We start from the raw sequence: 23,532 nt of genomic DNA on the forward strand, positions 1-23,532 counted from the left end.
GAGCAATGCACGTGGAAGATCTGAACGAAAACGTCCCGTCCCGGGACATGGCCATCGCCGTCGTCGGCCTCGCGCTGCGTTTCCCCGGAGCGGCGGACGAGCGCCAGTTCTGGCGCAACCTCGTCGAGGGAGTGGAGTCGATCACCCGCCTGGATGCCGCGCAACGCGCGAAGGCCGGCCTTCCCTCGGAGGAGGGCTGGATGGCCGCGGCCGGCGTGCTCGAGGACTCCGAGTGCTTCGATGCCACCTTCTTCGGCTACACGCCGGGCGAGGCCGAGCAGATGGATCCGCAGCACCGGCTCTTCCTCGAGTGTGCCTGGACGGCGATGGAGTCGGCCGGGTACGCGCCCCGGGGCAGGCCGATGCGCGCGGGCGTCTACGCGGGAGCCACCTTCAGCACGTATCTGCTCTCCAGCGTGCTGCCCCATGCCGCGCGCAATGGGCGTGGTCTCATCGAGAACGTGCTGGGCACCGCCGGTGACTTCCTCGCCTCGCGCGTCTCCTACGAGTTGGATCTCACCGGCCCGGCGCTGAACGTCCAGAGCGCCTGCTCGACGTCGCTGGTCGCGGTCCACGTCGCGTGCCAGGCGTTGATCGCCGGGGAGTGCGACGTGGCGCTCGCGGGGGGCGCCTGCGTCCGGGCGCGGCAGCTCGAGGCGTACCGTTATCAGGAGGGCGGCATCTTCTCGCCCGATGGCCGCTGCCGCGCCTTCGATGCCCGGGCGGCGGGGATGGTGACGGGCAACGGCGTCGGCGTGGTGGTGCTCAAGCGGCTCTCCGACGCGCTCGCCGATCGGGATCCCATCCGCGCCGTCATCCTGGGCTCGGCGATCAACAACGACGGTGGCGCGAAGACGGGCTTCACCGCCCCCTCGGTGACGGGCCAGGCCGCGGCCATCTCCGAGGCGCTGTCCCTGGCCGGGGTCGAGCCGCGTTCCATCTCGTACATCAAGGCCCACGGGACGGGCACGCCGCTGGGAGATCCGATCGAGGTCTCCGCGCTCGAGCAGGTGTTCCGCGGAGGAGCGCCGGGCTCGTGTGGGCTCGGCTCGGTGAAGACGAACCTGGGGCACCTGGACGCGGCGGCGGGGATCGCCGGCTTCATCAAGACGGTGCTGGCGCTCGAGAACCGGATGCTGCCGCCGACCCTGCACTTCCAGGAGGCCAACCCGCGGCTCGGGCTGGAGCGCAGCCCGTTCTACGTCGTGGACCGGGCACGCCCGTGGAGTGGTCCCACGCCGCTGCGCGCGGGGGTGAGCTCCTACGGTTTCGGCGGCACCAACGCCCACGTCATCCTGGAGGAGCCTCCCGCTGTCCCGGGCGATGCGCCCCGGCGTGACGAGGAGCTGGTGCTGGTGTCGGCGAAGTCCGAGGCCGCGCTCGAGAGGATGACGGATGCGCTGGCCGGGCACCTGGGGCAGGGGAGCGAGCCGCTCGCGGACGTGGCCCACACCCTCCAGGTGGGGCGGGCCCGTTTCCCGTTCAGGCGCGCGGTCATCATCGGCCGGCGCGAGGAGGCGGGGGCATGGCTCGCGGGCCGGGAGCCGGGACGGGTGCGTACGGCACACGACGAGGCCGTGCGGCGGGGGGCGGTGTTCCTCTTCCCGGGAGGCGGCGCGCAGCGCGTGAACATGGGCACCTGCTTCCTGCGAGAGCCCGTGTTCCGTGAAGCGCTCGACCGGTGCGCCGGGCTGATGCGCGGGCCGCTCGGGGGAGATCTCCGGGAGGTGATGTTCGCGCCGTCCGAGCGCTTCGACGCCGCGAGCCGCGAGCTGGATCAGCCGAGGTGGTTGCAGCCGGCGCTGTTCGCCTGTGACTGGGCCTTCGCGCAGCTCTGGCGCTCCTGGGGCGTGGAGCCCGAGGCCCTGTTGGGCCACTCGCTCGGAGAGTACGTGGCGGCCTGCCTCGCGGGTGTCTTCACGCTCGAGGAGGCCGCGTCGCTCGTCGCGGCGCGCGCCCTCCTGGTGGACGGGATGCCCGAGGGCGCCATGGTCTCGGTGCTCGCCCCCGTGGGGGAGGTCGAGCCGCTGCTCGGGCCGGAGCTGTCCGTTTCGGCGATCAATGGCCCCGGGACGTGTGTGATCGCCGGGCCCGTGGAGGCGGTGGACGTGTTGGAGAAGGTGCTCGGGGAGCGGGGCGTTTCCTTCAAGCGGGTGCGCTACCCGAGGGCGATGCACTCGTCGATGCTCGAGCCGTACCTCGCCGACTTCGGGCGGCGGGTGTCACAGGTGAAGCTGTGTCCGCCGAAGCTGCCGGTGGTGTCGAGCGTCACCGGGCGCTGGCTGGGGGAGCGCGAGGCGACGGATCCCGGGTACTGGGTGCGTCACCTGCGGGAGACGGTCCGGTTCTCCGACGGCCTGGCCTTCCTGCTCTCCTCGGGGGAGCGGGCGTTCATCGAGGTGGGGCCGGGCTCCATCCTGAGCGCGCTCGCGCGGCAGCACCCGGCGCGCACGTCGCAGCCGGTGGTGGCCTCGCTGCCGGACGTCTCCGCTCCGCCGGCCAGTCCGCTGGTGCCGCTCGGCGAGGCGTGGCTCGCGGGGGTGGAGATCGACTGGGAGCGGTTCCGCGCCGGGGAGCGCCGCCGCCGCGTGGTGTTGCCGGGCTACGGCTTCGAGCGCGAGCGGTACTGGCTCGAGCCCGTGGCGCCGTCCACACCGGGGGGAGCCGGGCCGGCCGGACAGCCTCCCACGCCACCGCCCTCGCGGACCCTGGCGCCCGCGAAGGCTGCACGCCGGGGTGCCGCCGTGGTGCCGGCCCGTAACGACACCGAGCAGACGCTGATCGAGTGCTTCCGCGACGTCTTCCGCCTGGGGGAGGTCGGCATTCACGATGACTTCTTCTCGCTCGGCGGGGACTCGCTCATGGCGCTGCGGCTGACGGCGTGGCTGGCGGATCGGTTTGGAACCCGGCTGGCATTGAAGGACGTGATGGAGTCGCCCACGCCCGCCGCGCTGGCGGAGAAGCTCGGCCCGGTGATGGCTGGCGCGTCTCACACGGGAGTGAGTGAAGGTGGGTATGCTGGGGGGGAGGAGGTGGCCATGCGCTGTGAGCTGTCGGACGCGGCGGGTCCGCGGGGGTTCATTGTCTGGTTCACGGGGATGTCGGGGGCGGGCAAGAGCACGCTCTCGCAGGCGATCCGCCACCGCTTGCAGAGCACCCGCCCGGTGGAGGTGCTGGACGGGGATGAGATCCGGACCTTTCTGTCGCGAGGGTTGGGGTTCACCCGGCCCGACCGCGAGGAGAACATCCGGCGCATCGGCTACGTGGCGCGGATATTGGCCAGACACCGGGTGGCGGTCATCTCGGCGGCGATCTCGCCCTACCGCGACTCACGCAACGAGGTGAGGCGGCTGGCCTCGGAGGAGGGGATTCCCTTCATCGAGGTGTATGCGCAGGCGAGCCTGGACGTGCTCGTGCGGCGTGACGTGAAGGGGCTCTACAAGAAGGCGCTGGCGGGGGAGATCCCCCACTTCACCGGCATCTCGGACCCGTACGAGGCCCCCGAGTCGCCCGACGTGCTGGTGCGCACCGACTCGGAGACGGTGGAGGTGGGAGTGGAGCGTGTCCTCACCACGCTGAGGGAGCGCGGGCTGATCACCTGATCGTCCGTGAAGGAGTGCCCCAGGGACTCAGCGCCGACAACGCGCCCATTGCCCCGCCAGCGCGTCCATTTCCCCTCCACTGCGTCCATTTCCCCTCTCCCGAGGGGAGAGGGAATATTGGCTCAGCGTCCCTCGAGCAGCGCGAGCCAATCCGGGCGGGAGTCGCCGAAGGCGAGGAAGGACGGATTGAGGATCTGCTCCTTGTTGTAGACGAGCCTTCGTCCCGCCAGGTCCGTCACGGCGCCGCCCGCGGCCTCCAGGACGCACTGGGCCGCCCCGGTGTCCCACTCGCAGGTGGGCTGGAGCCGCGGGTAGAAGTCCGCCTTGCCCTCGGCGACGAGGCAGAACTTCAGCGAGCTGCCCATATTCGCGGTGCTCGCCGTGGTGAGCCGTTTCAACAGCGCCTCCACCTGGGGGCCCGCGTGGTCCTTGCTCGCCACGATGACGAGCCGCTCGAGGTTCGCCGGCCGGGTGCGGATGGCCTCTGGCGCCTGGCCGGGCCGGGCCACGAAGGCCCCCGCGCCCTTCTGGCCCCAGTAGGTGACGCCGGTGACGGGCACGTGCACCACGCCCAGCACGGGCTCGGAGCCGGAGATGAGGGCGATGTTCACGGTGAACTCGCCGCTGCCCTTGATGAACTCCTTGGTGCCGTCGAGCGGATCCACCAGCCAGAAGGTGCGCCACGAGCGCCGCCCGGCCACGTCCTTCTCGCTGGACTCCTCGGAGAGCACGGGGATGTCGGGCGTCAGCCGCCGCAGTGCGTCGAGGATGAGCGCGTGCGAGGCCTTGTCCGCGGCCGTCAGTGGGGAGTCATCCCCCTTGCGCTCGACGGAGACGGCGCCTCCATGGAACGGGAGCGTGGCCCGTCCGGCCTCCCGCGCCACCTCGCACACGGCCGCTACCAGGGCTTCATCCATCTTCGTCATGGTGGAGGGCGGGGAAGTACCGGGCGCCGTTCCCCGTGACGGCGCTCATCGGTGGGTCCGAGCGGGGAGCTCGGGATTCCGGCTGGGGACTGACTTCCGGAGACGTACGGTCCAGGGCTCCGGGCGGCGCAGCCGGCACGCCGCTTCACTTCACGACTTCGTCACTTCAGGAGGCGTGGGGCAGCTTGCGGCGGCCTATGCCATCCTCCGCGTCGTCCGACTCGTAGTAGAGGGTGGCCCCTCCCTCGTCGTAGACGACCAGCACGCGCTCACTCCGGTCCAGCAGGCCCGTGGCGGCGGCAGCCGCCTTGCGGACCAGGGTCTCGGTCCGCGCGGGACTCTTCTTGGTGTTGCCTGTACGCGTTGACGCACCGGGCATGTGGGAAACGACTCCTTGGAACCCTCCCGTACAGGGTGGGGGTAACGTGCTATAGCCAACGTAAACCCGCGTTGACAAGCGCTTGACAAGCCCTGGCCGGAAGCGAGGTAAGGAAGCGTCATGAATCGTCGCCTTGTGCCCTGCGTCCTGTTCACCCTGTGTCTCGCCTCGGCCGCACTGGCCCAGCCCGCTCCCCAGCCGCCCTCGCCCACGCCTCCCTGGGTCCCCCGGGCGGCCTACCTGGGCACCTTCATCCGCCCGGACGTCATCGCCCCCCAGGCCCGCATCCAGTGGCAGCTCGTCTTCTTCCAGGGCCGCACGGATGCCCTCGGGCTGCTCATCGAGCCCATGGCGGCCCTCGCCGTGGTCCGCCCGTCCACCGTCGTCGAGGGGGAGAGCGTCCCCATGACGTCCTTCCAGTACTACTCGCTGATGTTCGCCCTGGGGTACACCAGCCGCCGCGGGCCCGGCTGGGAGTGGGGCTTCCAGATCGGCACCGGCCCCACCTGGCTGCACGCCCGCTTCCAGAATGGCCCCAAGGACGAGGAGTCCTACCTGGGCGGCCTGCTGGATGGGCGGGCGCGCATCGGCTACCGCTTCAGCTCCGTTTCCCTCGGCTTCACCGTGGGATATGGTGATCCCTACAACTACAGGCGGTCGAGTCTGTCCCGGTCGTATGTGGGCGGACTGCAACTGGGATTCTATGCGGACTGGCGCTAGGCGCCTCTGGACCCCCACCCCCCGGGTGGGGTGAAGTGTGTAGCGAATGGTCGAGCTTCTCAGCCTCCACATCGGCCGCTTCCAGCGAGAGCGGGCGGACTATGAGCGCACGCTGCCGGCGGCGCTGCTCGTGTTCTCGCCCGCGCCCTCCCTGCTGAGCGCGTCCGAGGGGGACGACGACGACGAGACGCACCACCACTTCAAGACGCTCACCAGCGTGTCCACGCCGATGCTGGGGGTGGGCGAGCCCATCGTCTTCCCGGTGGTCAAGAATCAGGAGAACGCGTTCGGCCGGGGAATCACCGTGGGGCGCACGGGCAACAACGACGTGGTGCTGGACGACGGCACGGTGTCGCGCTTCCACGCGTGGTTCCAGCGCGAGACGGATGGCCGCTTCATCCTCACCGACGCGGGCTCGAAGAACGGCTCGTTCGTGGGAGGGGTGCGGTTGACCCCGCGGCGCCCCTCTCCCATCACGGACGGGACGAAGCTGCGCTTCGGCCAGGTGGAGGTGACGTTCTACCTGGCGAGTGGTTTCACGAAGGTGTTGTCGCGGCGGGTGGGACCGTGAGCTTGTCAGCCCTTTCACGGGCTTCGAAACGTGTGATTCACCCCTTTCGAGGGAACAGGGAGCGTTCGCGGTGCCATTGATGACAGAGGCGTTCGGTCAGACGGACGTGGGCCGGAAGCGGCAACACAATGAAGATGCGATGCTCGTGGACGCCCCGCTCGGCCTGTTCATCGTGGCCGATGGCATGGGAGGGCACGCGGCGGGCGAGGTGGCCAGCAACCGTGCCACCGAGGTGGTCCGCCAGCACATGGTGTCCAACCGGCACCTGCTCAAGGACCTGAGCACCAACACGAGCCAGGACGCGCGCAACGCGGCCCAGGCCCTGATGGAGGTGGCCATCCAGCGCGCGTGCGCGGACATCTTCCGCATGGCCCTGGCGGACCCCACCAAGCGCGGCATGGGCACCACCTTCGTGTGCCTCGCCGTGAGCGGCAACAAGGGCGTCATCGGCCATGTGGGTGACTCGCGCATCTACCTGGTGCGTCACGGCCAGTGCCACCGGCTCACCGAGGATCACACCCTGGTGGCCGCCCAGCTCAAGGCCGGCACCATCACCAAGGAGCAGGCCGCCACCTCGCAGTACCGCAACGTCATCACCCGCGCGGTGGGCATCCAGGAGTCCGTCCAGGTCGACACGCTCATTGTGGACCTGTTCCCGGGGGACCTGTTCCTGCTGTGCTCGGACGGTCTGCACGGCTACCTGGACGACGACGAGGTGCTGCCGCTGGTGCAGGGCACGCAGCCGGCGGAGCTGCCCAAGCGCTTCGTGGACCTGGCCAACGAGCGCGGGGGCAAGGACAACATCACCGCGGTGGTGGTGAAGGTCTCCGGCGAAGGCACCATGGAGGCGGAGACCTCCGAGGCGCAGAGCCGCATGGAGGCGCTGCGCAAGATTCCGCTCTTCCGCCACCTCACCTACAAGGAGCAGACGGCGGTGCTGTCCATCGCCACCACGCGCACCTTCCCGGCCGGGAGGGAGATCGTCGTGGAGGGCCAGCCGGGCGAGGAGCTCTTCGTGGTCATCCGGGGCCGGGTGGTCATCGAGAAGAGCGGGGTGGAGATCGCCGAGCTGCGCCCGGGTGGGCACTTCGGAGAGATGGGGCTCATCGACAACGCCCCCCGTTCGGCCACCGTGCGGGCGGTCGAGCCCACGCGCACCATGGTGATTTCACGCTCGGATCTGATGGGACTCATGAAGCGCGAGTCCATCCTGGCGGTGAAGATGCTGTGGAGCTTCGTCCAGGTGCTGTCGGACCGGTTGAGGGCGACGAACTCGGAGCTGAGCGAGGCGAGGCAGGAGCTGGCGGTGGCGCAGGCCATCCAGCCGTTCGCCGAGGAGTAGTGAGCACCCGGCGGGCGGAAGGCGTCCGCCGGGCGACTTGGCCGGAATGAAAGGCCAGGAATGTCGGTTGGCAGGCCGGTCGCGGGGGTAACGTCCCGCGCCGTCCCATGCGCAAATGGCTCGTCATAGGGGCGGCAGCCGCCCTGGTCATCGTGGCGGTGGCGGTGTTGTGGCCTCAAGGTACGCCACCGCCGCCGCCGTCGTCCGCCGTGGATGCGTCCGCGGCCCGTGTGTTGCCCGACTTCGAGGCGGTGGAGGTGTCCTCCGGCAGTGAGGAGGGCCTCACGCTGACGGGGCGGGTGTTGGACTCCGCGGGCCGGCCCGTGCCCGGCGCGGAGGTGTTCCTGTCCGCGAGCGCGCAGAGGACGCTCACCTCGGTGCGGTGTGACGAGTGTGGGCAGGCGCTGCTGGCGTGTCCGGCGCGGGAGAGTGGCCTGCACGCGCTGGCCTTCTTCGAGCAGGCGCGGGGATTCCTCCAGCCGAAGGCGACGGCGCGCACGGACGGGCAGGGGCGCTTCCGTTTCGAGCACCTGGCCGGGGTGTCCTTCTCCGTGTGGGCGAGGGCGCCGGGCTTTGGCGCGGCCATGCGCGAGCGCGCGGCCCCGGGAGATCCGGTGGACTTGTTCCTGCCGCCCCTGCGGAGCATTGGCGGGCAGGTGGTGGACGGGGCGGGCCGGGGACTGGCGGGGGCGCGGGTGTACGCGGTGTCGCGCAAGGTGCCGCTGCCGTCCGAGACGGTGGCGGGGCCGGATGGGCGCTTCACGCTGTCCGGGCTGGGCGAGGGCCCCTTCTACGTGCTGGCGAGCGCGGAGGGCTTCCTGCCGGCGGTGGAGCCGCTGGTGGAGGCGGGCCCGCAGCCGGTGCGGTTGAGGCTGGAGACGTCGCGGACGCTGGAGGTGCGCGTCATGCGGCAGGGCACGCCGGTGACGGCCACGGTGCGGCTGAAGGCGGACCACCTGTCGCGGGAGGCTCGAGCCGAGGGCGGGGTGGCGCGCTTCGAGGGCCTGTACCCGGACGAGCTGGTGGTGACGGCCGAGGCCGGGAAGCTGGGCGCCATTCCGCGCACGCTGACGCTGAGCGAGCAGTTCACGCAGGTGACGCTCGAGCTGGAGGACGCGGGCACGCTGCTGGTGACGGTGGTGGACGAGGCGGGGGAGCCGGTGGCCTCGCCGCAGCTGGTGCTGCGCACGTCACGGGGCAGGCCCATCCAATCGCAGAAGGCGGCCACGGGAGCGCTGGTGCAGTTCGGCCCGCTGGCGGTGGGCGACTACGTGCTGGAGGGCAAGGCGGAGGGCTACCGGGACGCGCAGCTGCCGGCGCGGGTGAAGCAGGGCGAGACGACGCTGGAGCTGGAGCTGGCCCGGGCCACGCTGATTCGCGGGCAGGTGTTGGACCAGTACGGCCGGCCGGCGCCCAACGTGTCGGTGCTGGTGCAGCCCACGGGCGACGCGGTGTCGGCGGACGGAGAGGGCAACTTCACGGCACCGGTGCCCACGCCGGGCCTGTACGAGCTGCACGCGCACCACTCGGAGTGGGGCGGTGGGCAGGTGAAGGCGACGGCGCCGGCCGAGGGGGTGAAGCTGGAGCTGGAGCCCCGGGCGGCGCTGGAGGTGACGGTGATGGGGGAGGGGCGCCGGCTGGAGGGCGCCGACGTGGTGCTGTGGGTGGACAACGAGAACATCTTCCGGAGCGACACCTCGTCCGGGCCGGACGGAATGGTGCCGATGCGGGGGCTGCCGGCGGGGACGTACTCGATGGTGGCCGCGCACAAGGACTACCTGCCCTCGGATCGGCAGAAGGTGGTGGTGGCGGACGGGCAGACGCAGAAGGTGACGGTGACGCTGGAGCCGGGAGCGGTGATTCGCGGCGAGGTGGTGGACACGCGGGGCGCGCCGGTGGCGGAGGCCTCGGTGTCGGTGCTGCCGCGGATGGCCGAGCCGGTGGTGACGGATGGGCAGGGGCGCTTCGAGGTGCGTGCGCTGAAGCCCGGGCGGCCCTACCTGGTGGAGGCGCGGCACGCGAAGTTCGATCAGCGCGAGCGTGTGCAGGCCTCACCGGGGGGAGAGGCGGTGCGGGTGGTGATGGAGGAGCGCGGGACGTTCACGGGCCGGGTGGTGGCATCCAACGGGGAGCCGGTGAAGCGCTTCCGGCTGGACGAGCACGACGTGTCGAGCCCGGACGGACGCTTCGAGGTGGCGCTGCAGACGGCGGGAGATCGGCTCATCGTGTCGGTGGAGGCGCCGGGCTTCGAGCCGTTGATGGTGGACAAGCCGGCGCAGCCGAGCGACCTGGGAGACCTGGTGCTGGAGCGGGCGCCATCGGTGACGGGGCTGGTGAGGGACGAGGGAGGGGGACCGGTGGCGGACGCGGTGGTGGGGTGTGATGCGTGCGAGGACTCGGTGCTGACGGGGCCGGACGGACGCTTCACGCTGCCGAGCCCGGCGTTCGTGGCGAGGTTCACGGTCTCGGCGCGCAAGGGGAGGCTGAGCGCGTCGGCGCAGGCGTCGCGCGAGGGGCAGCAGCCGGTGGAGCTGGTGCTGAAGCCGGCGACGAAGCTGTACGGGACGGTGTACCGGGCGGACGGCACGCCGGCGGCGGGCTTCCAGCTGGAGGGAGTGAACGCGGACCGGGGCGAGCCTGTGAACATCGTGACGGGGCCGGACGGGAAGTACAGCGTGGACGTGGCGCCGGGGAACTACCGCTTCGCGCTGGGAGCGGCGCGCGAGTTCTCGGGAGAGCCGGCGCTGCTGGTGCAGGTGGAGGGAGGGGAGAAGCGATTGGACATCGGGCCGGCACCGGGGACGGCGTCGGTGACGGTGCAGCTCACGCCCGAGAGGGGCAACGCGCTGTGGGTGATTGCCGGGGACGTGGGGGCGGTGAGCAGCCCGCCGACGGCGCTGCTGAAGGTGGGCTACGGACAACTGCTCTACCAGCCGAGGGGCGAGCGGGTGACGCTGCAGGGCTTCCCGCCGGGGCGCTACACGCTGGTGTGGACGAACTTCCACACGGAGATGGAGGGAGGCCCGGTGATCCGCACGGTGCAACTCCCAGCCTCGGGAGACATCGTCCTCGGTCCGTGAGCAAGATTCCCTCTCCCCTCGGGAGAGGGTCGGGGTGAGGGTATCGAGGCCCCAGGTTGGATCCGCGTCAACCCCCTCTCCCTCTGGGAGAGGGTGGGGGTGAGGGTCTTCCCGCCTGTCCGTGCACTGGGGTTGCGAGCCCGACCTGGCCCGCGTAATGAACCCGGTATGGAAGCTTCGGCTCTGCAGGGGCGCCGGGTGATCGTCGGAGTGGGAGGCGGCATCGCGGCGTACAAGGCGTGCGAGCTGGTGCGCGAGCTGGGGCGTGCCGGGGCGCAGGTGCGAGTGGCGATGACGGAGGCGGCGAAGCAGTTCGTCACGCCGCTCACGTTCCAGGCGCTGAGCGGGCACCCGGTGCTGACGGACTACTTCGATCCGGCGCAGGAGGGGAACTTCGGGCACCTGGACCTGGCGCGCTGGGCGGAGCTGTACGTGGTGGCGCCGGTGACGGCGGACCTGCTGGCGCGGATCCGTGCGGGGATGGGGAACGACGCGGTGACGACCTCACTGCTGGCGTTCCGAGGGCCGGTGTTGCTGGCGCCGGCGATGAACGTGGCGATGTGGGAGAACGAGCGGACGCAGGAGAACGTGGCGGCACTGCGAGCGGAGCCGCGCTTCCAGTTCGTGGGTCCTGGGGCGGGGATGCTCGCCTGCGGAGACGTGGGAGCGGGGCGGCTGGCGGAGGTGAAGGACATCGTGGAGGCGGCGGAGCGCCTCTTCGCTCCGGGCCCACTGGCGGGCCGGCACGTGCTCATCACGGCGGGGCCCACGCGCGAGTACCTGGATCCGGTGCGGTTCATCTCCAACCCGTCGACGGGGAAGATGGGGCTGGCGCTGGCGGAGGCGGCGCGGGGGTTGGGAGCGAAGGTGACGGTGGTGCTGGGTCCGGTGGGGGCGGTGGAGCGGAGCGGCTACGAGGTGGTGGACGTGGTGAGCGCGGAGGACATGGCGCGCGAGGTGCTGGCGAGGGTGGACGAGGTGGACTGCTTCATCGCCTCGGCGGCGGTGAGCGACTGGAAGCCGGAGACGCGAGCGGAGCAGAAGGTGAAGAAGTCGGAGGGCCCGGAGACGCTGACGCTGGTGCGCACGCCGGACGTGCTGGCCGAGGCGTCGCGGCGGGTGTCGGGGAGGGCGAAGCGGCCGGTGCTGGTGGGGTTCGCGGCGGAGACGCAGCGGGTGGTGGAGTACGCGCGGGACAAGCTGGAGCGCAAGAGCCTGGACGCGATCGTGGCGAACGACGTGTCGGCGCCGGGAGCGGGCTTCGGGGTGGACACGAACCATGTGACGGTGCTGACGCGGGACGGGAAGCAGCGGGAGCTGTCCGGGACGAAGCGCGAGGTGGCCCGGTCCATCCTGGGGCTCATCCAGGACCTCCTGACCCCTCGATAGTAAGGACCCCAATCAGTCCCCCGGGGACCCCAATCAGTCCCCAACGGATTTCCACCATGGCGTCGTACTCGACGCTGGGGTAAGCGTACGGGCACCCTACCCGGCAGGCGGTTGAACCGGGGCGTCCGGACCCATAAACCCAGAGTCATCGTGAGCGAAGCCCCCGAGACCTCGCAGGAGTTGAGCGAAGTGCTGGAGGATCTGCGCCGTCACCTCCTCTGGCAGGAGGAGGACGGTGGCCGGTTCCTCCAGGTAGACGCACGCCTGGCCGCCGAGCTGCGCGGAGCGGGACTCGCGCGTCTGCGAGCCCAGACGGCGAAGCCCGCCCCGGCCGTGGCCGCGCAGCCCGCGCCCGCCGCCCAGCCGCCCCCGAGAGCCCCGGCTCCCGAGCCCGAGCGCCCGCTGGCCGCCCGAGCCCCCGAGCCCGCTCCCGCGCGCCGGGAAGCCCCCGCGTCGAGGCTCATCGAGGCCCCTGCCCAGGTGGTGCGCCCGACCGCGGGTCCGCTGCCCGGGGTGGTGGAGGGCGAGCGGCCGACACTGGATGAAATCCGCCGCGAGCTGGGCGACTGCCGCCGCTGCAAGCTGTGCAACGGACGCAAGAACATCGTCTTCGGCTCGGGCAACCCGCGCGCGGAGCTGGCCTTCGTGGGCGAGGGCCCCGGGGCGGACGAGGACGCGCAGGGCGTGCCCTTCGTGGGCGCGGCGGGCCAGCTGCTGACGAAGATGATCGAGGCGATGGGGTACCGCCGCGACGACGTCTACATCTGCAACGTGGTGAAGTGCCGTCCGCCGAACAACCGCAACCCGGAGCCGGACGAGGTGACGGCGTGCGAGCCGTTCCTGCTCGCGCAGCTCCGGGCGGTGCAGCCCAAGGCGATCGTCGCGCTGGGCAAGTTCGCGGCGCAGACGCTGCTGCGCGACACCACCCCCATCACGAAGATGCGGGGCAACTGGCGTGAGTACGAGGGCATCAAGCTGATGCCCACCTTCCACCCGGCCTATCTGCTGCGCCAACCGGCGGAGAAGAAGAAGGCGTGGGAGGACCTGCAGCAGGTGATGAAGTTCTTCGGCAAGCAACCCGGGCAGCGAGGCTGAGCCGGGAGGTCCCTGGAGGGGGAACGCGATGAAGGGAGTCCTCGAGACGCAGGAGATGCACTCGCCGGCGCTGGAGTCCAATGCGCTGGGAGATCCATCGCGGCGTCAGCTGTTGGTGTACCTGCCCCCGGGCTACGCGGAGGGCACGCGGCGCTACCCGGCGGTGTACTTCCTCAACGCGTTCTCCAACAGCGGCAAGTCGTGGACGAACTTCTCCGCCTTCTCGGTGAGCGTGCCCGAGCGGCTGGACGCGCTGGTGGCGGCGGGGACGATTCCCCCGGTCATCGGCGTGTTCCCGGACGGGTGGACGTCGCTGGGCGGCAGCCAGTGGGTGAACAGCGACGCCATCGGCCGCTACCGGGACTTCCTGGCCAAGGACGTGGTGGGGTGCGTGGACCGCACGTACCGCACGCTGCCCAAGGCGGCGGCGCGCGCGGTGGTGGGGCACAGCTCGGGCGGCTACGGCGCGCTGGTGATGGGCCGCTACCACCCGGAGATCTTCTCGCACCTGAGCGCGCAGTCTCCGGACGCCTACTTCGAGTACTGCTACCTGCCGGATCTCCCCAAGGCCGCCTCGGCGCTGCTCAAGGCGGGCGGAGTGGACGCCTGGTACCAGGACTTCACCCGGCGGGCCCGCGAGACCAAGGCGCGCGGCGAGGACTTCAGCGTCATCAACGTGCTGGCCATGGCGGCGGCCTACTCGCCGAAGAAGGGCGAGCCGCTCAACCTGGAGCTGCCCTTCGACGCGCAGACGGGCCGCATGCGCCTGGACGTGTGGAACCGCTGGCTGGTGCATGATCCGGTGCGCTTCGTGCCCAAGTTCCTGGACGCGTTCCGCAAGCTGAAGACCGTGTTCATCGACTGCGGCTCGCGCGACGAGTTCAACCTGCGCTGGGGCGCGCGGATGATGGCCGAGGACCTCAAGAACGGCGGCGTCGAGGCCGTGCACGAGGAGTTCGAGGACGGCCACACCGGCGTGAACTACCGCTTCGAGCGCTCGCTGTCCGTCATCGGTCCGCGGCTCGCGATCGAGTAGGCGCCCGGGCGTTTCTCACTCCCTGGAACGAGGCCGGCGATGACGCGGGGCGTTGTCGCCGTCCGGTCACGTTGCCTCTGGCGCTCCACCGTTCCCCCGGGTACACGCTAGCCGTGTATCCCGAGCGGGTGGGACACGTGCCCACCCGAGGCCTGGAGAAGCCATGAGCATCGACCGATACGGATTGTCCCGCGTGGTGGGGGAGAAGGGCGTGCTGCCCCAGCGGGCGCGCAAGCTCGAACCCTCGCTGCCCTGCCGGGAGGCCGAGCTCCTCATCGACGTGGAGAGCCTCAACATCGACGCGGCGTCCTTCAAGCAGATCAAGGACGACGTGGGCGCGGAGCCGGCGCGCATCGCCGCCCGCGTGCAGGAGATCGTCCGCGAGCGCGGCAAGATGCAGAACCCGGTGACGGGCTCGGGCGGCATGCTGATCGGCCGGGTGAAGGAGATCGGCCCCAAGCACCCGGCGCGCGGCGAGCTCCAGCCGGGCGACCGCATCGCCACGCTGGTGAGCCTCAGCCTGACGCCGCTCGTCATCGACGAGGTGAAGGCCGTGCACCCGTCCATCGACCGGGTGGACATCCGCGGCCACGCCATCCTCTTCGCCACGGGCCTCTACGCGAAGCTGCCCACGGACATGCCGGACACGCTGGCGCTGGCGGCGCTGGACGTGGCGGGCGCGCCGGCCCTCGTGGCGCGGTGGCTGCGCCCGGGCATGACGGTAGCGGTGCTGGGCTCGGGCAAGAGCGGCGCGCTGTGCCTCGCGCAGGCGCGGCGCAGCCTGAAGGGCCAGGGCCGGCTGCTGGCCCTCGACATCTCCCAGCAGGCGCTCGATACCCTGCAAGGCATCGGGCTGTGCGACGTGGGCCTGAAGGTGGATGCCACCCAGGCGGTGGACACCATGGACGCGGTGTCCCGGGCTACCGATGGCGCCCTGTGCGACCTGGTGATCAACTGCGCCTCGGTGGGGAATACGGAGATGGCCTCCATCCTCAGCGCGAAGGACGGCGGCACGGTCATCCTCTTCTCCATGGCCACGAGCTTCACCGCGGCGGCGCTGGGTGCCGAGGGTGTGGGCAAGGACGTGACGATGGTGGTGGGCAGTGGCTACGTGCCCGGGCACGCGGACTTCACGCTCGAGCTGTTGCGCGCCGAGCCCGCCCTGCGCCGCCTCTTCGAAACGCGTTACGTATAGTAAGGTGCCACCATGCCAGGTCCGTTCATCGATGACGCGCAGATCGCCCGTGCGCGAAAGCTGGCGGAAGACATCACCGAGCCCATCTTCGAGCTCATCCGCCGCAATACCACCGTCTCCGTCGAGCGCACCGTGCTGCGCTTCTTCGGCATCTCCGACGCGGGAGCCGGAGGCGTGCCGCTCGCCAACCTGATGGTCGACCGGCTCAAGGCGGCCGGAGTCCTCAACAAGGGCGCGGCGTACTGGTACGGCCGTGCGCTGCAGATGGGGGCGCGCAGCCCCATGGAGGCCGTGGAGCGGCTGACCGCGCTGCCAGCGGAGAAGCTGGGGCCCCTCTCCCCGGAGATGGAGCAGAACCTCCGCGACGAGGTGCGCGCCGAGGCCCGCGCCGCCATGGACGACTTCAAGTCCCGCATCGCCCAGCGTGACGCGTTGCGCAAGGAGCTGGGGAGTGGCCAGGCGCCGCACAAGTACGTGATCGTCGCCACGGGCAACATCTACGACGACGTGGATCAGGCCCGTGCGGCGGCGCAGGCGGGCGCGGACATCATCGCCGTCATCCGCTCCACGGCGCAGTCGCTGCTGGACTACGTGCCCCACGGCGCCACCACCGAGGGCTACGGCGGCACGTACGCCACCCAGGAGAACTTCCGCATCATGCGCGAGGCCCTGGACGACGAGGGCCGCAAGCTCAAGCGCTACATCCAGCTGACCAACTACTCGTCGGGTCTGTGCATGGCGGAGATCGCCTTCGCCGCGGCCTACGAGCGGCTGGACATGCTGCTCAACGACGCGATGTACGGAATCCTGTTCCGCGACATCAACATGCGGCGCACCTTCATCGACCAGTACTTCAGCCGCCGCATCTGCGCCGCCGCCGGCATCATCATCAACACCGGCGAGGACAACTACATCACCACCGCGGACGCGTACGACGCGGCGCACACCGTCATCGCCAGCCAGTTCATCAACGAGACCTTCGCCAGGCGCGCGGGCCTGAAGGACTGGCAGCTGGGCCTGGGGCACTCGTACGAGATCGACCCGTACCGGGCGGATACGCTGCTCTTGGAGCTGTCGCAGGCGATGCTGGTGCGCCGGTGCTTCCCCAACGCGCCGCTGAAGTACATGCCGCCCACCAAGCACAAGGAGACGGACATCTTCTTCAGCCACGCGTACGACGTGATGGCGGACCTGGTGGCCATCTGGACGCGGCAGGGCATCCAGCTGCTGGGCATGATGACGGAGGCCATGCACACGCCGCTGCTGGCGGACCGGTACGTGGCGCTGAAGGCGGCCAGCTACATCCACCGGGCGGCGGCGGGCATCGACGAGGAGTTCACCGTGCGCGAGGACGGGAAGATCGCCAACCGGGCGCGCGAGGTGTTCGGCAAGGCCATGGAGCTGCTGGAGGAGTGCCAGCGGGACGGCATGGTGGCGGCGATTGGCCGGGGCCACTTCGGCGACGTGAAGCGCACGGAGACGGGCGGCAAGGGGCTGGACGGCGTGCTGGAGAAGGCGCCGGACTACTTCAACCCGTTCCAGGACATGCTGGAGGCGCCATGATGCTCGGCTCATTGCTGGTGATGGTGCTCGCGGCCGGGGAGCCGGCGGCGGAGCTGACGAAGTACGAGGTGAAGACGCTCGCGCTGCAGGTGCCCTCCGAGTGGCAGCAGTCCGAGGCGGATGGCACCCAGCGCTTCGATGACCCGGCCGGGGACGCGTACCTGCTGGTGGACGTGGGCACGGTGCAGTCCACGGGGATGAAGCCGCAGAAGTGCCTGGAGAAGATCCTCGCGGCCATGGGGAGCGAGCCGGGCGGCTGGAAGCAGCTCAAGCTGGGCAAGGCCCCGGCGGCGCGCCGCGTGGACTCGGACACCACGCCGGACGGCGCGGAGTCGGTGCAGACGGTGACGTACGTGGGTTGTGACGGGAAGACCACCTGGTCGCTCGTCTTCCACATGGACGCGAAGAAGAAGGACCGCTTCGAGACGCTGGCGGAGAAGGTGGCCGGCAGTGTCGCGTACGCGAAGTCCTCGGCCAGGAAGGGGAAGTAACGGCCATGGCGACGAAGCCGACGAAGCAGATCATCCGCCCCTACGGCGACCGGCGCGATGACGGCGTGGTGCAGCTGTCGTTCACGCTGCCGGTTCCGTTGTCGGAGAAGGCCAAGGAAGCCGCGGCGGTGTTCGCGCGGAAGATGGGGTTCTCCGACGTGAAGGTGGCCGCCGCCGAGCGCGCCGCCGACACGTACACGTTCTTCATCGTGTACGCGCGCACGCAGCACTCGCTGGACTACGCGGAGATCGACGTTCCCGAGGTGGTGGTGAAGAAGCTCGGGTTCGATGACCTCAACGCGCTCATCAAGGAGAAGGTGGGGCGGCGCATCGTGGTGTTCGGCGCGTGCACGGGCACGGACACGCACACGGTGGGAATCGACGCCATCCTCAACATGAAGGGGTACGCGGGCGACTACGGCCTGGAGCGCTATCCCTGGTTCGAGGCCTTCAACCTGGGAAGCCAGGTGCCCAACGAGGAGCTCATCAAGAAGGCCATGGCGCGCAACGCGGACGCCATCCTCGTGTCGCAGGTGGTGACGCAGCGGGACGTGCACAAGGACAACTCGCGCCAGTTCATCGAGGCGGCGAAGGCGGCGGGCATCCACGGCAAGACGCTGCTCTTGCTGGGGGGGCCGCGCGTGGATCTCAAGCTGGCGCTGGAGCTGGGCTTCGACGTGGGCTTCGGCCCGGGGACGAAGCCCTCGGACGTGGCCAACTACATCGTGCACCAGGTTCTCCAGAAGGAAGGCAAGGAGGACAAGAACGTGCACTGGGAGGGGGAGCCCAAGTGAGCAACGTGAAGGCTGTCATCCGGCTGCGCATGAGCAGCCACGACGCGCACTACGGTGGAAACCTGGTGGACGGTGCGCGGATGCTGGGGTTGTTCGGCGACGTGGCCACCGAGCTGTGCATCCGGATGGATGGGGACGAGGGCCTGTTCCGGGCGTACGACTCGGTGGAGTTCCTCGCGCCGGTGTACGCGGGGGATTTCATCGAGGCGGAGGGGGAGATCATCCAGACGGGGAACACGTCGAGGAAGATGCGCTTCGAGGCGCGCAAGGTGATCCGCCCGAGGCCGGACGTGAACGACTCGGCGGCGGACGTGCTGGCGGAGCCGGTGGTGGTGTGCCGGGCGAGCGGGACCTGCGTGGTGCCGAAGGACAAACAGCGAGGTCAGCGATGAACCCCATGGTCATTACGGCGGCGATGGTGGGGGCGGAGACGACGCGCGAGCAGACGCCCTACCTGCCGATCAGCGCGGAGGAGATCGCCGAGGACGCGGCGAAGTGCCGGGAGGCGGGAGCGGCGATGGTGCACCTGCACGTGCGCACGCCGGACGGCAAGCCGTCGCAGGACACGGAGCTGTTCCGTGCGGCGATCCGGGCCATCCGCAAGCGGACGGACATCCTCATCCAGGTCTCCACGGGAGGAGCGGTGGGGATGGGCGTGGACGAGCGGTGCGGGGGGCTTCGGCTGACGGGCGAGGATCGGCCGGACATGGCCACGCTGACGACGGGGACGGTGAACTTCGGGGACGAGGTGTTCTGGAACCCGCGTCCGCTGGTCCGGGACATCGCGAAGCGGATCAAGGCGTTGGGGCTGAGGCCGGAGTTCGAGTGCTTCGACGTGGGGATGGTGGACGAGGCGAGGGCGCTGGCGAAGGAAGGGGTAGCGGACCTGCCGGGCCACTTCGACTTCGTGCTGGGGGTGCCAGGGGCGCTGACGGCGCGGGAGGACGCGCTGGACTTCATGATCAAGTCCCTGCCGGAGGGGAGCACGTGGACGGTGGCGGGGGTGGGGAGGCACCAGTTGCCGTTCGTGGAGCTGGCGGCGGAGCGAGGCGGTAACGCGCGAGTGGGGCTCGAGGACAACATCTACGTGTCCAAGGGCGTGCTGGCGAAGGGCAACTGGGAGTTGGTGGCGGAGGCGGCGAAGCGAGCGAAGGCGAAGGGCCGGACGCTGGCGACGCCGCAGGAAGCGCGCAAGCTCCTGCGCCTCGACGCCTGAGCCACTCGAGTCGATACCTCGCCCACAATATCCCCTCTCCCTTCGGGAGAGGGACGGGGTGAGGGTATCAGTCCCTGGGGTTGAACCCGTTCACCCCGCCGAAGCGGTGGGCCCCTGGAACCCCCTGGAGCGGAACGTCAGCACCAGGGTATCCCGGTGCCCCCGTTCACCCAGGGGCTGGATCGGGGTGCTCTCATGAATCACCCGTTCATCATCGAGCAGCAGAGCTGACCAAGGCTCGGTGAGGGTGAACCGGATGCCATGGGGTCCGGAGGCCTCGAACACGCGGGTCTCGCCGCCCTTGATGCCCTCGCGTCCGACGAGGAGCACGGCGACGAAGTCGACGCCGTCCCGATGCGCACCCTCGGGAGTCGGCCGGCCAATGCCATCCGTGGTGTCGATGCGGAACTGATGGGCCTCGACGAACCACGGCTGTGCCCCCTTGATAGCGGAGCAGCACGCGGCGAGCCCGCGCAGCAACTGGGCCCAGACCGGCTGATCGACCACCGCGGAGGTCATCGGCTCGAACCACCGCTCCAGCCCGCCATGAAGCGCGTTGTACTCGACGGGCTGCCAGTGGGCGCGGTGGGGCACGGGTCTGACCTCCGAGCCCTCGACGACGAAGCACGAGTGCCTGCGGGAGCGATAGCGGCCGCCGTCGCGCAGGTAACCATCGGGAAGCAGACCCTCCCAGGTCGGGCGCAGGGCATCGAGTGAGGAGGCGGGGGTACCCACCAGCTCGCACAGGCCGGAGCGGCTGAGGACGGCGTAGCCGCGCTCGCGCAGGACGGCGGTGACCTCGGAGGGGGGAGTGAGGGGAGGCGAGAAGCTCATGGACGCGCGCACCATGGCCGGGCGGCGCCTGCTTGAAAAGAGCCTTGGCGCCATCCGTCCTTGCGCCGGGCCCGGTTGCGGATTGTCCATATCATATTGCGGTCGTAATTAGTGTTCACGAAGAGGGGCGAACATGACCACGAGCTACGTCATCGACGCGGTAAACGGCGCTCGACGAGCTGGAGCGGACCGGCGAGCAGACCGCGCTCATCACGCTGTGCGTCAGTGGAGGCCAGGGCATCGCCACCGTCCTCGAGCGGCTCTGAGCCCCCGGGCCGCCCCTCGTCCGGAGTCCGAGCGAGCCTTGACCCATGAGGGGCGAAACATTATCCCCATCATGAACCGGCGCGAGGTGGCGGCATGAGCCAGAAAGCGGAGCAGAAGCAGAAGTCCCACGAGGCCATCCTCGAGTCCGCCGCGGCGCTGCTGCGGGAGCGGGGGATTCGAGGCAGCTCCGTGATGGACGTGATGAAGGGGGCGGGGCTCACGGTGGGGGGCTTCTACGGGCACTTCGAGTCCAAGGAGCAGCTCTTCACCGAGACCATCCGGAGCACGGCGCGGGCGATGTGGAAGGCGATGCTCCAGCGGGCGACGAACGACCCCGCGCGCACGCCGATGATGAGCGTGCTGGAGCGCTACCTGTCGCGGAAGCACCGGGACAACCCGGAGGTGGGGTGTCCCCTGCCGAGCATCGCCTCGGAGGTCGCGAGGGAAGGGGAGCCCTACCGGGGAGCGCTGGAGAGCGAGCTCAACGGGTTCATCCATGACTTGAGTGGCCTGGTGGGGCAGGGGGAGAAGGCCCGGGAGAAGGCGATCGCGTTGCTGGCGCTCATGTACGGGGCGCTGACGTTGTCGCGAGCCGTTCGCGGTACGCGCCTCAGTGACGAGTTCCTCGAGGCGGCCAGGAAGTTCGGAGCACAGGCCCTGGAGGAGTAGCGGCCTGCTCTGCTAGAGGGCGGCCCATGGATACGGATCTTCGAGGCAAGGGAGTGCTCGTCACGGGGGGGGCGGGGGGCATCGGGAGCGCGGTGGTGAGGGCCTTCGCGGACGAAGGGGCGAAGGTGGCGGTGCACTACCACCGGAGCGAGGACAAGGCCCAGGCGCTGGCGAAGGAGCTGGGCGGCACGGCGGTGCGAGCGGACCTGACGTCCGAGTCCGACGTGGACGCGATGGTTCCCGCGGCGGTGAAGGAGCTGGGCCGGCTGGACGTGCTGGTGGCGAACGCGGGCGTGTGGCCGCCGCCGGACGAGGGCGTGTGGCAGATGTCGCTGGAGCGCTGGCGCCGGACGCTGGCGGAGAACCTGGACAGCGTCTTCCTGAGCTGCCGCGCCTTCCTGCGCCACGTGGAGAAGACGGGCACGGGCAACATCATCATCATCGCCTCGACGGCGGGGCTGTTCGGGGAGGCGGGGCACTCGGACTACGCGGCGGCGAAGGGCGCGCTGGCGAGCGGCTTCCTCAAGAGCCTGAAGAACGAGATCACCCGCATCGCGCCGATGGGCCGGGTGAACACGGTGTGCCCGGGTTGGACGGCGGTGGAGCGCCACAAGGACAAGCTGGAGAACCCGGCCTTCATCAACCGGGTGACACGCACCATGCCGCTGCGCAAGGTGGGCCGTCCCGAGGACGTGGCGCGCGTGGTGGTGACGCTGGCCTCCGACCGCATCTCCGGCCACGTGACGGGCGAGGTCATCACCGTGGCCGGCGGCATGGAAGGCCGCGTCCTGCACGAGACCTGAGCCCCGCTCAGGGCGTGGGGGCCGGAGCCGCCGCAGCGGCCTCCTCGCGCGGGCTCGTGGCCCACCTGGCCAGGCCGATCGCGCACAGGCTGGGCGGAGTGGGAGTAGTGTGCCACCAAGAGCCGAGCGGCGGTGCTGTTCTCGCCCCCACATCGTAAATGGGGCTACTGGGTGGTATGCTTCTTGCCGTCCATCAATTGAGGTAGGGGGGATATGCAGATCATCGTCACTGACGTAACCCTCATGCATAACGGGCATGTGTGCGTTGCTGGTTGGGACTTGGAACGTAAGTGCATGGTACGGCCGCTGGCTGGACCGGGTCAGCACTGGGCCGAGGAAATGGCGGGTGAGCACCTCTTCGAGATGGGGAATGTTGTGCAACTCGTTCCCTCGAAGGCACGCAATACGCGTGGCCTCCCTCATGCCCGAGAGGACGTGATCATTAAGGAGGAGCCCGAGTTAATCGGTAGTGTTCCGCCCGCACAGTTACCGTCACGGCTGGCGGAGAGTGAGCATGCGTCGGTGAGGCAGCTATTTGCTGGTCATTTAAAGTCAGGAATGTACGTATTGGAAGGGAGCGATTGCCCGTCTCTCGGGGCCGTCTCCGTCGATTGTAGGCGGATGGGGTTCGAAGAGAGAGAAAAGCCCAAAGGCCCTCAATTACGGTGTTGGTTCTATGACGCTGAGGGCGTGTCTTACAATTTTCCGGTGGTCAGTAGGACAATCCGCGCAATGTATGAGGAAGGTGGACTGGAGGCAGTCGTAGAGTTACGCAAGAGGCGGCGATTAGCTCATGTGCGTTTGGGCCTCGCCAATCCATTCAAGGACGATGGTCGTTGTTGGGTCATGGTCAATAACGTCCTCTTCTACTAGGTTGATGGCATGAGCGGTGGTTCGCGAACCATGGGTGGAAGCGATTCACTGGTGATCTACACCATTGGTCACTCCAACCACGATGTGAAGAAGTTCACCGCGCTTCTGCGGGGTGCCGGAATCACCGCAGTAGCCGATGTGCGCTCGACGCCTTTTTCTCGCTTCACGCCGCAGTTCAATCGGTCCGCGTTGAAGGTAGTTCTGGCCGAGGCAGGGATAGCCTACTCCTTTCTAGGGGAGGAACTAGGCGCACGGCCTAAGGATCGTGCCTGCTACCGCGATGGCACCGCCGTTTACGAACTCATAGCAAAAACCTCTTTTTTTCAAGCAGGATTGGAGCGGGTACTAAAGGGAACTCAGCGTTACCGCATCGCTCTCATGTGCACGGAAAAGGATCCGTTGGACTGCCACCGTAACATCCTAGTCGCGCGGCACTTGGGGGCACGCGGTGCTTGCATTCGTCATATTTTGGCGAACGGTCGTGTCGAGGAAAATGCAGCGACCGAGCTAAGATTGCTCAAGCTTACAGGGCAGCGAATGCGTGACATGTTCGTGCACGAAGCGATGGGAGAACCGCTTACGCGAGCCTACGAGATACGTGGTGCCACCATTGCCTACACGGAGGTGGGGGCGGAGCAGGATGAGTCCTCCCCTTCACATGACGAACGGGGAACGCGACAGTAGGTC

At 69.3% G+C, this 23,532-nt stretch carries 21 protein-coding genes; 18 read left to right on the top strand and 3 right to left on the bottom strand.

Annotation, left to right across the window (positions count from 1 at the left end; translation table 11 throughout):
• Positions 1-11 precede the first annotated feature (11 nt).
• Positions 12-3,602 carry an adenylyl-sulfate kinase gene (gene cysC, locus VFZ09_RS47185; RefSeq protein WP_329734413.1) on the top strand — a complete coding sequence of 1,197 codons (3,591 nt, stop codon included), beginning with the start codon at positions 12-14 and terminating at the stop codon, positions 3,600-3,602.
• A 122-nt stretch (positions 3,603-3,724) separates the two neighbouring features.
• Here the strand turns inward: cysC and cysQ are convergent, their stop codons facing one another.
• The gene (gene cysQ, locus VFZ09_RS47190; RefSeq protein ID WP_329734414.1) at positions 3,725-4,519 is read right to left on the bottom strand and encodes a 3'(2'),5'-bisphosphate nucleotidase CysQ; all 795 of its coding nucleotides are present in this window, start codon (positions 4,517-4,519) and stop codon (positions 3,725-3,727) included.
• A gap of 175 nt (positions 4,520-4,694) precedes the next feature.
• Positions 4,695-4,907 (bottom strand): hypothetical protein, encoded by a 213-nt coding sequence (locus tag VFZ09_RS47195; RefSeq protein WP_329734415.1) that lies wholly within the window; start codon positions 4,905-4,907, stop codon positions 4,695-4,697.
• A 120-nt stretch (positions 4,908-5,027) separates the two neighbouring features.
• On the opposite strand from VFZ09_RS47195, the gene VFZ09_RS47200 reads away from it, so the two are divergent.
• From VFZ09_RS47200 to VFZ09_RS47260, 13 genes are all read left to right on the top strand, one after another.
• Positions 5,028-5,627, top strand: a complete 600-nt coding sequence (locus VFZ09_RS47200; RefSeq protein WP_329734416.1) for a hypothetical protein — start codon at positions 5,028-5,030, stop codon at positions 5,625-5,627.
• 46 nt (positions 5,628-5,673) lie between these two features.
• Positions 5,674-6,198, top strand: coding sequence for an FHA domain-containing protein (locus tag VFZ09_RS47205; RefSeq protein ID WP_329734417.1), 525 nt, complete (start codon positions 5,674-5,676; stop codon positions 6,196-6,198).
• Positions 6,199-6,277: 79 nt separating this feature from the next.
• Complete coding sequence (locus VFZ09_RS47210) at positions 6,278-7,540, top strand: Stp1/IreP family PP2C-type Ser/Thr phosphatase (protein WP_329734524.1); 1,263 nt, start codon at positions 6,278-6,280, stop codon at positions 7,538-7,540.
• Positions 7,541-7,647: 107 nt separating this feature from the next.
• Positions 7,648-10,620 carry a carboxypeptidase regulatory-like domain-containing protein gene (locus tag VFZ09_RS47215; protein ID WP_329734418.1) on the top strand — a complete coding sequence of 991 codons (2,973 nt, stop codon included), beginning with the start codon at positions 7,648-7,650 and terminating at the stop codon, positions 10,618-10,620.
• Positions 10,621-10,788: 168 nt separating this feature from the next.
• A complete protein-coding gene (coaBC, locus tag VFZ09_RS47220; RefSeq protein WP_329734419.1) occupies positions 10,789-12,009 on the top strand; it encodes a bifunctional phosphopantothenoylcysteine decarboxylase/phosphopantothenate--cysteine ligase CoaBC in 1,221 nt (406 codons plus the stop codon).
• Positions 12,010-12,156: 147 nt separating this feature from the next.
• Positions 12,157-13,104, top strand: a complete 948-nt coding sequence (locus VFZ09_RS47225) for a uracil-DNA glycosylase (protein ID WP_329734525.1) — start codon at positions 12,157-12,159, stop codon at positions 13,102-13,104.
• A gap of 28 nt (positions 13,105-13,132) precedes the next feature.
• Positions 13,133-14,140 (top strand): alpha/beta hydrolase, encoded by a 1,008-nt coding sequence (locus tag VFZ09_RS47230; protein WP_329734420.1) that lies wholly within the window; start codon positions 13,133-13,135, stop codon positions 14,138-14,140.
• 163 nt (positions 14,141-14,303) lie between these two features.
• On the top strand, positions 14,304-15,335 hold the full coding sequence (locus VFZ09_RS47235; RefSeq protein WP_329734421.1) for an L-erythro-3,5-diaminohexanoate dehydrogenase: 1,032 nt from the start codon (positions 14,304-14,306) through the stop codon (positions 15,333-15,335).
• A 12-nt stretch (positions 15,336-15,347) separates the two neighbouring features.
• On the top strand, positions 15,348-16,898 hold the full coding sequence (locus VFZ09_RS47240; protein ID WP_329734422.1) for a lysine 5,6-aminomutase subunit alpha: 1,551 nt from the start codon (positions 15,348-15,350) through the stop codon (positions 16,896-16,898).
• On the top strand, positions 16,895-17,389 hold the full coding sequence (locus tag VFZ09_RS47245; RefSeq protein ID WP_329734423.1) for a hypothetical protein: 495 nt from the start codon (positions 16,895-16,897) through the stop codon (positions 17,387-17,389). The genes VFZ09_RS47240 and VFZ09_RS47245 overlap by 4 nt, the downstream gene beginning before the upstream one ends.
• 5 nt (positions 17,390-17,394) lie before the next feature.
• Complete coding sequence (locus tag VFZ09_RS47250) at positions 17,395-18,183, top strand: OAM dimerization domain-containing protein (RefSeq protein ID WP_329734424.1); 789 nt, start codon at positions 17,395-17,397, stop codon at positions 18,181-18,183.
• Between the two features lie 29 nt (positions 18,184-18,212).
• A complete protein-coding gene (locus VFZ09_RS47255) occupies positions 18,213-18,575 on the top strand; it encodes a hotdog fold domain-containing protein (protein WP_198956210.1) in 363 nt (120 codons plus the stop codon).
• Entirely contained in the window at positions 18,572-19,399 is an 828-nt protein-coding gene (locus VFZ09_RS47260) for a 3-keto-5-aminohexanoate cleavage protein (protein WP_414640811.1), read from the top strand. Before VFZ09_RS47255 ends, VFZ09_RS47260 begins: the two co-directional genes overlap by 4 nt.
• Positions 19,400-19,489: 90 nt before the next feature.
• Here the strand turns inward: VFZ09_RS47260 and VFZ09_RS47265 are convergent, their stop codons facing one another.
• Positions 19,490-20,233, bottom strand: coding sequence for a 2OG-Fe dioxygenase family protein (locus VFZ09_RS47265; RefSeq protein WP_329734425.1), 744 nt, complete (start codon positions 20,231-20,233; stop codon positions 19,490-19,492).
• Positions 20,234-20,593: 360 nt separating this feature from the next.
• On the opposite strand from VFZ09_RS47265, the gene VFZ09_RS47270 reads away from it, so the two are divergent.
• The 4 genes from VFZ09_RS47270 to VFZ09_RS47280 all read left to right on the top strand — a co-directional run bounded on the left by VFZ09_RS47270 (position 20,594) and on the right by VFZ09_RS47280 (position 23,529).
• A complete protein-coding gene (locus VFZ09_RS47270) occupies positions 20,594-21,169 on the top strand; it encodes a TetR/AcrR family transcriptional regulator (RefSeq protein WP_329734426.1) in 576 nt (191 codons plus the stop codon).
• A 26-nt stretch (positions 21,170-21,195) separates the two neighbouring features.
• Entirely contained in the window at positions 21,196-21,972 is a 777-nt protein-coding gene (locus VFZ09_RS47275) for an SDR family NAD(P)-dependent oxidoreductase (RefSeq protein ID WP_329734427.1), read from the top strand.
• A gap of 213 nt (positions 21,973-22,185) precedes the next feature.
• Positions 22,186-22,845, top strand: a complete 660-nt coding sequence (locus VFZ09_RS51835) for a dual OB domain-containing protein (protein WP_414640812.1) — start codon at positions 22,186-22,188, stop codon at positions 22,843-22,845.
• Between the two features lie 9 nt (positions 22,846-22,854).
• Positions 22,855-23,529, top strand: coding sequence for a DUF488 domain-containing protein (locus tag VFZ09_RS47280; RefSeq protein ID WP_329734428.1), 675 nt, complete (start codon positions 22,855-22,857; stop codon positions 23,527-23,529).
• Positions 23,530-23,532: the final 3 nt, after the last annotated feature.

Source organism: Archangium sp., assembly GCF_036277355.1.
GTDB lineage: Bacteria > Myxococcota > Myxococcia > Myxococcales > Myxococcaceae > Archangium.